This window comes from Pseudooceanicola lipolyticus (assembly GCF_002786325.1).
GTDB classification, from domain to species: Bacteria; Pseudomonadota; Alphaproteobacteria; order Rhodobacterales; family Rhodobacteraceae; genus Pseudooceanicola_C; species Pseudooceanicola_C lipolyticus.
This window is the reverse complement of the sequence record NZ_PGTB01000150.1, coordinates 1-8,809: the sequence shown is the minus strand read 5'-3', so window position 1 is coordinate 8,809 and position 8,809 is coordinate 1. Positions and strand designations below refer to the sequence as shown.

At 66.0% G+C, this 8,809-nt stretch carries 9 protein-coding genes; 8 read left to right on the top strand and 1 reads right to left on the bottom strand.

The features are described from left to right. From CVM52_RS27070 to CVM52_RS20985, 3 genes are all read left to right on the top strand, one after another. The coding region (locus CVM52_RS27070) for a hypothetical protein (protein ID WP_205965002.1) at positions 1-566 on the top strand (566 nt) is incomplete at its 5' end. Next, the gene (locus CVM52_RS20990; RefSeq protein ID WP_100164352.1) at positions 563-1,906 is read left to right on the top strand and encodes an FkbM family methyltransferase; all 1,344 of its coding nucleotides are present in this window, start codon (positions 563-565) and stop codon (positions 1,904-1,906) included. The genes CVM52_RS27070 and CVM52_RS20990, both read left to right, overlap by 4 nt. A gap of 1 nt (position 1,907) precedes the next feature. Next, complete coding sequence (locus CVM52_RS20985; protein WP_100164351.1) at positions 1,908-3,758, top strand: tetratricopeptide repeat protein; 1,851 nt, start codon at positions 1,908-1,910, stop codon at positions 3,756-3,758. A gap of 11 nt (positions 3,759-3,769) precedes the next feature. Here CVM52_RS20985 and CVM52_RS20980 read toward each other — a convergent pair whose 3' ends face one another. After that, complete coding sequence (locus tag CVM52_RS20980; protein ID WP_133119918.1) at positions 3,770-4,438, bottom strand: response regulator transcription factor; 669 nt, start codon at positions 4,436-4,438, stop codon at positions 3,770-3,772. 208 nt (positions 4,439-4,646) lie between these two features. Here CVM52_RS20980 and CVM52_RS20975 point away from each other — a divergent pair, with 208 nt between their 5' ends. The 5 genes from CVM52_RS20975 (at position 4,647) to CVM52_RS20955 (ending at position 8,643) form a co-directional block, all read left to right on the top strand. Then, positions 4,647-4,958, top strand: a complete 312-nt coding sequence (locus CVM52_RS20975) for a MucR family transcriptional regulator (protein ID WP_100164349.1) — start codon at positions 4,647-4,649, stop codon at positions 4,956-4,958. Positions 4,959-5,071: 113 nt separating this feature from the next. Continuing rightward, positions 5,072-5,521 (top strand): Ros/MucR family transcriptional regulator, encoded by a 450-nt coding sequence (locus tag CVM52_RS20970; protein WP_100164348.1) that lies wholly within the window; start codon positions 5,072-5,074, stop codon positions 5,519-5,521. A gap of 68 nt (positions 5,522-5,589) precedes the next feature. After that, positions 5,590-6,663, top strand: coding sequence for a flagellar motor protein MotB (locus CVM52_RS20965; RefSeq protein WP_100164347.1), 1,074 nt, complete (start codon positions 5,590-5,592; stop codon positions 6,661-6,663). 341 nt (positions 6,664-7,004) lie between these two features. Continuing rightward, complete coding sequence (locus CVM52_RS20960) at positions 7,005-7,757, top strand: hypothetical protein (RefSeq protein WP_133119917.1); 753 nt, start codon at positions 7,005-7,007, stop codon at positions 7,755-7,757. A gap of 151 nt (positions 7,758-7,908) precedes the next feature. Further along, positions 7,909-8,643: a sigma-70 family RNA polymerase sigma factor gene (locus CVM52_RS20955; RefSeq protein WP_100164345.1), complete on the top strand. Its 735-nt coding sequence runs from the start codon at positions 7,909-7,911 to the stop codon at positions 8,641-8,643. Positions 8,644-8,809: the final 166 nt, after the last annotated feature.

The window sequence follows — 8,809 nt, the reverse complement described above, 5'->3', positions numbered from 1 at the left end:
TGCCGGCCGGCTTTGCCCCTTCCGCGGCCGCGGCGCGCGCCGACTGCCAGTTCGGCGCCGGGCATATCGGCGGCCATGGCGGCCATATCCGGGTGGTGCTGGCGCCGGAAAAGGCCACCATCCAGACCCGCCCGGTGCGGGTGACCGAAATCGGGTTCAGCGCCGATTTCTGGCGCTTTTACCTGCCGCGCGCGGCGCTGGCCGAGTGGTGGCCGGGCCGCCCGGCGGTGATCGACATCCCCGCCGAGGCCTTTCCCGACGCTTTGCGCAACGTCTTCACCGGCCGGCGCTTTCACCTGGATGCCACCGTCACCCCCGAAGGCGTGTTCCTGGCGCCCGGCGCTCCGGTTGAAACGCAGGCACCGGTCGAAGCCATCGAGGAAGACGAACCCGAGACCCCCGAAATACAGCCGGCGCCCGAACCCAAGCGGCGCCGGCGGACCCCGCTGCGGGCAGCGATGACGGCATTCCTCGTGGCCGGAACCGCAGCGGGGGCCGGAGTGCTGACGCTGGGCGATCCGGCGCCGATGCTGACCGCAATGCTGAAATCCGGGCTGACCCCATGAAATGCGCGGTGATCACCCCGGTCGGCCCCGGACATCAGGCGCTGCTGGCCGACAGTTGCGCGCCCTCGGTGGCCGGGGCGATGGCCTATGACATGGGGCCGTTCACCGCCGTCGAACATCTGGTGATGGACGACACCCAGGGGCGGCACGGCCGCTCGAACCGCCGCAACGAGGCCCTGGCCCAGGCCCGCGACAACGGCTTTGACTGGGTGTTCTTCCTCGATGCCGACGACGTGATGACCCCCAATGCCTTCCAGGCCTTCGGACGGGTGATCGCGGCCGAGCCCGATCTGGACGCGGTCTGGGGTCTGATCTGCACCTTCAACGAGGCCGGCGAGCCCGAGCTGCGCGAGGGCCAGCCGGAGCGCATCGACAGCCGCGCCGCGCTGCTGTCGGTCGAACCCTTCCTGTCGCTGCAGATCGGCGCCTTTATCCGCGCCGGCTGCGCCGCGCGCTTCGGCTTCGATCCCGACATGGATACCGGCGAGGATTTCAAGTTCTACTACCAGCTCTGGGCCCATTGCCGCTGTGCCAAGCGGCCCGAGATCTTCTTCGTCAACCGCCGCGGCCAGCATTCCACCGGGCCGCGCGGCGCCACCGGCGCCGACTGGTCCGCCGCGGTTGCCCGGCAATGGGCCGAACAGCTGGCCGAACTGCCGGTCTGGGCCGAGATCCGCGACGGCGATGGCGCCCCGGCCAGGATGCGCATCACCAACCCGCGCGACCTGATCCAGGCGGCGCATCTGCGCGGCGAATTCTTCGAGGATTCGTCTCTGTCCAAGCTGAAACGCCTGCTGAAAAACCCCAACCCGGCAATTGTCGAGGTCGGCGCCAATATCGGCAACCACGTGGTCTGGTACGCCCGGCACCTGGATCCAGCGCGGATCTACCCGGTGGAGCCGAACCCCGAGGCGCTGAAGCTGCTGGAACAGAATATCGAGGCCAACGGCATTGCCGACCGGATCGACCGGCGCGGCTGGGGCCTGGGCGCCGGGCGCGGCGAAGGCCGTTTTGCCGCCGTCACCGACAATGCCGACAACCTGGGCGCGACGCGCCTGGTGGCCGCCGACGATGGCGGCATCGAAACCCGCAGCCTCGATGCGCTGCTGGGCGCCGACCGGGTCGATTTCATCAAGATCGACGCCGAAGGCATGGAGATGGACGTGCTCGACGGCGCGTCGGAACTGATCGCCCGCGACAAGCCGGTGATCTGGATCGAGGTGCTGAGGGGAAACATGATGGATTTCGTACAGGGCTGGTGCCGCAAGGCCGGCTATCGCGTGGTGGACAGCACCGCCTATCTGAACACCGTCGATTACTTCGCCGTGCCGAGGGCCTGAGATGAGCACAACCGCCCTCAGCCGCAGGGACCGTCGCGTCAAGATCGCTAAGGCCGCCAAGATCTACGGCATCAAGGGCCCGGAATCGCTGGATCTGCACGAGGCCTATAATGCCTTGGCGCGGGGCGAGGTCGGCACCGCGGTGCAGCTGGCCCATCCGATCACGCAAAGCCATCCGGCCAACCCGCATGGCTGGGTGGTGATGGGCGGTGCCGCGCTGGCGCAACGCGAGGGCAAGACCGCGCAGACCTTTTTCGGCCAGGCCGCCATCTACCGGCCGAACGATCCGGTGGTGCTGGGCGGCATGGCCAAGGCCCATGTGCTGGAAGCCGAGGTGGAAGAGGCGGTGGCGATGGCGCCCCGTGCCTTTGCCGCCGGCTCCGAAGATGTCGGCCTCGCCGGGCTCTATCTTGACCTGATGGTGCAATTCGGCCGGCGGCTGGCGGCGGCCGACATCCTGGCACCCATGGCCGAGCGGCTGAACGATGCCGGCCTCTGCCACCGCCTGGGCGACCTGCTGGTCGATGCCGAAGAGCCGGGCAAGGCGGCCCGCTGGTACGAAAAAGCCTATCGGCTGGATCCCCAGCCCGAGCCGCACCGCATCGGCCAGCTGCGCGGATTGCTGGCCAAATGTCGCTTTGACGAGGCCGAACCGCTGGCCCGCGACCTGGTGGCAACGGCCACCGACCGCGATGCGGCGGTCGGCCTGCTGCTGTTGCTGCTGCGGGTGACCGGACGCGCCGACGAGGCCGCGGCGCTGATCGACAGCAACGAATTTGCCACCCCCGAAGGTTTTGCCCATGCCAAGGGGGTGATGGCCAATATCCTGCAGGACCGGGGCGATTACGAAGCCGCCGCCGATACCTATGTCGAGGCGATGCATGTCACCGGCCAGGCCGGCAATATCGCCAAGGCCTATGGCGTGTTCCTGTTCCGCGACGGCGATTACGCCACCGGCCAGCCGCATTTTGCCGAACGTTTCCCGGCCCAGCAACGGGCGCGCATCCCGCTGGACAACGCCGCGCCCGAAAACCTGTCGCATCTCGACCGCGTGGTGCTGATGAGCGAACAGGGGGTCGGCGACCAGCTGGCGCTGCTGCCGCTGCTGCGCCTGGCGCCGCTGGCCCAAGGCGCCGAGTTGATCTTTGTCGCCGATGGCCGTTTCGGCCCGCTGCTCGAAGGCAACCTGCTGGGCGTCAGCCATCGCGACAAGACCGAGTTCCTGTCCACCCCGCAGCAGCTGCATCCGAACGAACTGGTCTATCTCGGGGATCTGAGCCGGTATCTCGACGGCGCCGACCCCGCCGCACGACAGGGCGCCTACCTGCAGCCCGACGCGGCGCGGGTCGCGGCGCTGAAACAGAAATATCAGGCTCTGGCCAACGGCAAACCGTTGATCGGCATGGCCTGGAACAGCGCCAGCCTGATCGGTCACCTGCGCTCGATCCCGCTGGAGCACCTGGTGACGGCCCTGCCCGACGGGGCGCTGGTGGTGAACCTGCAATATGGCGCGGTGGCCAAGGACATCGCCGCCGCCCAGGCGGCGCGGCCCGACCTGCAGTTCGTCACCGACGACACCGTCGACCAGATGGCCGATCTGGCCGGCTTTGCCGCGCAGATCGCCGCGCTGGACCATGTGGTGACCATCGACAACACCACCGCCCATGTCTGTGGCGCGCTGGGGCACCCCGATGCCCATGTGATGATTCCCGCCGGGGCGGAATGCATGTGGTATTGGGGCCGGACCGACCGGCGCGACCCCTGGTACGGCGCCGCCACCCTGCACCGCCAGGCCGCGGTCGGTGACTGGGCCTCGCCGCTGGCGGCGCTGCGCGCGGATCTGGAAAAATGAGCCGCGCCAGCCTAGGCGCCGGACAAGCCGGTATAGTCCAGCGTATAGCCGGACGACCGGATCGTGCGGATCGTGAACAGGCTGTCCTCGGCGCGCTGCAATTTCTGCCGGATCCGGGTGACATGCACGTCGAAGCGGCGGTCGCCATAGGTCCAGGGCATACCGTACAGATGCATCGAAAGGTCGTCGCGGGTCACGATCTGTCCCTGCCGCGCCGCCAGCACCCGCAGCACCCGCGCCTCGGCCTGGGTCAGGTCCAGCTGCGCGATCATCTCATGCGCCACCTCGGCGATGCGCGCCTTTTGCGGCGCCATCCGGGTCAGCCCCTGGGCCAGCCGCGCCTCGAATTCCGAGACTCGGAACGGCAGCCGCAGCACGTCATGCGCCCCAGCGGAAAAGCAGCGCGCGGTGCTGTCCTCGCTCTCGACCGAGTCGATTGCCAGGATCAGACAACCGGGACAGGCCACGCGCAGCCGCGACAGCAGGCCCAGCGCCGCTTCGGGCGGATCGCAGACGGCGATCACCGCCAGGTAAAGCGGCAGCGGCCGCGCCAGGGTTTCCCCCACCTGCGCGGCATCGGCACTGTCGATGACCCCGTTCAGCCCGGCACGCTCCAGCACCCGCAAAACCAACGATTTGCGCGCTGCGTTCAGGTCGAAGACAAGACAGGGGCCGCTCATCGGGCGCACCTCATAAGTGCCGGCGACGTCACCTGTACACGCATAACGTGTTTCAAAGGATTTTCCAAACAGATTGATGAACAAATGTGGCGAAATTGTTGCATTTTTCAGCTAACCTTAACCCTAATTGCATAGTTATTCATGTGAACGAGGGGATATACTCTTGCTGCCGCACTAATGCCCGGAGGAAAGAAGCAACGTGGCGCAGATGGAAATACTGACTCGGGTCAAGCGGCGCGGCCGCGGCTTGTTCGACCGGCTCTGCCGCCGGACCGGCCATCGCGTTCCGGCCCTGCCGGTCGAGGACAGCGTGACCGCAAACTTCCTGGTCTGCCTGGAAACCGGCACCCGCCATGTCGCCTTGCGCCGACACCTGCGCGAGGTTCTGGGGCTGACCCCGGCGCAATACCGCAGGCGCTGGGGTCTGCCGGAGGACTATCCGATGGTGGCGGAAAACTACCGGAACCGGCGAAAACACGCCGCTGTGCTGAGTTTGGGGCATGTCGGTGATGAAAAGTGACATTTTCTCAAGGACTCGCGGAACAATCGTTCATAGTTTAACATGGTTTAAAACGGCTGCACCTAACTGGAAGTGATTAGATGTTGCCACCCTACAGTAATCTCGGGGGCGAGATGAACGAAAGAGATGCGAAGCAAGAAATGATCGGCCGGATCGTCGCGGCCTACGCGACACGTCCCGATGTGGATGCCAATGCCATCATGGAGCTCCTGACGCGGCTGACCCGCGAAATGCAGGACGGCGCAACTCCGCCGCCCGCGGCAGATGCACCGCGCCCGCCGGGTCTGGTGGAACCGGCGCTGCCGATCGAAAAGGCGATGACCAAGGACAAGGTCTATTGCCTGTGCTGCGGCAAGGGCTTCAAGATGCTGAAACGGCATCTGGGCGCCGAACATGGCCTTACCGAGGCGGAATACCGCGCCATGTTCAACCTGCCTGCCGACATGCCGCTGGTGGCGCCCAGCTATTCCCGCAAAAAGGCCGAATACGCGAAAGAGGCGGGGTTCGGGAAATACAGCCGCAAGGGCCCCGCCCGCACCGGCAAGAAGGGCGCAAAGGTCTAGGACCGCGCTGATCCGGCCCAACCGGGGCAACAGATTCCGGGGGCGGCACAGGCAGAGACAGGACAGGCATGGCCACGAACGAGCCGATTATCATCAAGCGGGTCGAGGAAGACGGCGAAGGCGGCCATCACGGCGGCGGCTGGAAGGTGGCCTATGCCGACTTCATGACCGCGATGATGGCGTTTTTCCTGCTGCTCTGGATCCTCGCCGCCTCGGACGAGGAAAAGCTGCGCGGCCTGGCCGATTACTTTACCCCCTCGCTCTCCGATCAGGGCGGCCGCGGCGACGGTATCCTCGAAGGCTCGGTGCTGGGCCCCGATGGCGTGCTCAGCGGCACCGACGGCCCCCGCAGCGAAGTGCAGTTGCCCAGTTTCGGCCAGGAAAACCCGCTCTCGGTTTTCGACAGCCGCCTGAAGGACGACCGCACCCAGGTGGTGATCGAATACGAACCGGCCCCGGCGGCCGCCGCCGATGGCTCGGGCGGCACCGAACGCACCCAGGGCGCCGGCGGCAGCATGCCCTATGACAGCACGGTGCCCGCCGCCGGCGAATCCGAAGTGCAAACCGAGGGCGAACCCGGCGAGTTGAGCGCCGAGCTGCAGCAGCAATTGCAGCAGGAGTTGCAAGAGCAGCAGGAACAGGAACGCGAGGCGCGCGAAACCCAGCTTGAGGCGCTGGAACAGGAAATCGCCCGCGCCATCGACGCACGGCCCGATCTGCAAGACCTGCTGGGCAATATCCGATTTGTCCGCACCCCCGAGGGGCTGAACGTGCAGATCCTCGATCAGGAAGGCCGCTCGATGTTCGGCCTCGGCAGTTCCCGGATCGAGGACCACACCCGCGAACTGATCGAGATCATCGGCCGGGCGATTTCGGAAATGCCCTATCCGGTGAATATCGCCGGCCATACCGATTCCCTGCCGTTTTCGCGCGAATCCGGCTATTCCAACTGGGAACTCTCCGCCGACCGCGCCAATGCCACCCGCCGGATCCTTGTCGGCACCGGGGTCAGCCCGGCGCGGATCGAACGGATTTCGGGCCTGGCCGATACCGTGCCGCTGACGCCCGAAACCCCGGACGCGCCGCAGAACCGCCGCATCGATATCCTGCTGGTCTATCCCGACCCCGCTCTGGTTCAATAAAAGCCGCCGGCGCCGTTGGCCCGGCAACTATCCACAATAAATCACGGTCAATCCCCTGAATTGTTAACGCGCCACCAGCGGCACGCCTGGCGCCGCCGCGCCTTTCGCGGCGGATCGGCCGCGCTCCGCCTGAGCGCGGCGCATGGTGAATCCTAGGGAAAATAGGGGGTCAGGCCGCCGCAGATCCCCCGCGGCATATATATGAGCAACTGCTATATATTGTGTGGGCACCAGGATACCTATCTATTATCTGGTAGCCGGACTTAACACTTGCAACCTAGATGCAGCGGTAAACGCCCGGTTAATATCCAACAGGTTCGACGGGAATATGGGGATTCTTGATGCGACAGCGGATATTGGAACTGGTCTGGCAGGGCGCCGTCAGGCCGATGTCTGTAACAGAAAGCAGCCGCCTGCGGCGCGTGTTCAAGGCGATGCTGCCAATGCGAATCGTCTGCCTTGCCGCCGCTGCCGGGGTCAGCCGGATCTCGGTGCTGTCCGACGAACTCGAGGTGATGCCAGCGCTGCCGCTGGGCGATGTGATCGACGAGGAACTGGGCATCGACGTGCCCTATGGCTCGCTGCTGGTGCTCTGCGACGAAGACAGCGTGACCCAGCCGATGGCCTACGAAGATCTGTCCTTCGACATGGGGACCGCCGTGGGCAAGGTGCTGCTGACGGTGCTGCGCCGCGGGATCTTCCCGCTCGAGCGCGAAAACGAGGCGCTCTATGTCATGGCCTGCGCCTTCGACCGCATGGCGCGCACCAGCGAGATGCAGAATCTCGGCCTGATTCCCGGTGAATTCTCAAAGGCCCTGGCCGGCACGCTGGGCGCCTATTGGGCCGGCTCGCAGCTGCTGCCGCAGGATCGCTGCGGCATGATCCCCGATTGCGGCTATCTGGCCAGTCCGGAATTGCGGCAATACCTGATGATGCTGGATCCGGGCTTTGCGGCGCCCGCCTATGGCCAGGTGCCCAGCGGCCTGCTGGCCTTTTCCGGCGGGCCGCGCAGCTTCCCGGAATGGCTGGAACAGGTGCGCGATGTGGTCAACAGCCTGCTGGGCGAACGCCGCCACCGGCTGATCCGCAGCTGATCCGCCCCAGTTCCTGCGGGCGGGTAGGCCATTGATAAAATAGATGCAAAATACAGGTTTTAACCTTCCTTAAATCATTCAATTCTTTATGGGTCGGTCGATTTGTGTTTATCTGTTCATGAGCAGTCAGACATGATCGAGCGCCCATCCAATGATGTTTATCACGCGCCAAGCGGCGATGAGCGAACCGATGTTGTCCGTCGCGCAGGAACGCGACGCGGTGCGCAACTGGCAAGAGCGCGGCGACCGCGACGCGCTGGAACTGCTGATCCGGTCCCATGCCCGTCAGGTCTATGCCCAGGCCGCAAGATGGACCGACAATCCCTCGCATCGCGAGGATCTGGTGGCCGAGGGGATGATCGGACTGATGCGCGCGGCGGATAATTTCGACCTGGCGCAGGGCGTGCGGTTTTCCACCTATGCCAGCTGGTGGGTGCTCAACGGCGTCTCGGCGGCGCTGGTGCGGATCAAGACGGTGATCGACATCCCGGTGCGCACCTATCTCGATGCCAGTGGCGGGCGGCTGGGCAGCGAAGATCAGGAAATCGCCCAGATGGCGATCCAGGGCGCGGTCGAGCTGGGCTTTGGCGGCGAGGTCGATGGCGGCCTGGTCTCCTCCGACCTGACGCCGGAAGAGGTCGCCGCGCTGCGTTCGGACGAGGATGAACAGCGCCGCATGCTCGAGGCCGCGCTGGCCCAGCTGGACCCGCGCGATGCCGAGGTGATCCGCCGGCTGAACCTGAACGACCCGCCCGACAGCGCCGAGGTGCTGGCGCGCGAATACGGCATGTCGCGCGACCGGGTGCGGCAGATCGAGAAACGGGCGCTGCTGCGGCTGCGCAAGCGCCTGATCGAAAGCGGTTTCCGCCTGACCGCGCTGGCCTGAGGAGTGACCATGATCGAATTCGCCGGACTCGACCTTCGCAGCGCCACAGCCGCTCGCCCCACCCGCGAGGGCACCCAAGGCGACGATCCATCGGGCTTTGCCGCGCTGCTGGCAACCCTGGGCAGCCTGCCCGTCGAGCCCGCCGCCCGCGCCGACGCCGCGCGGC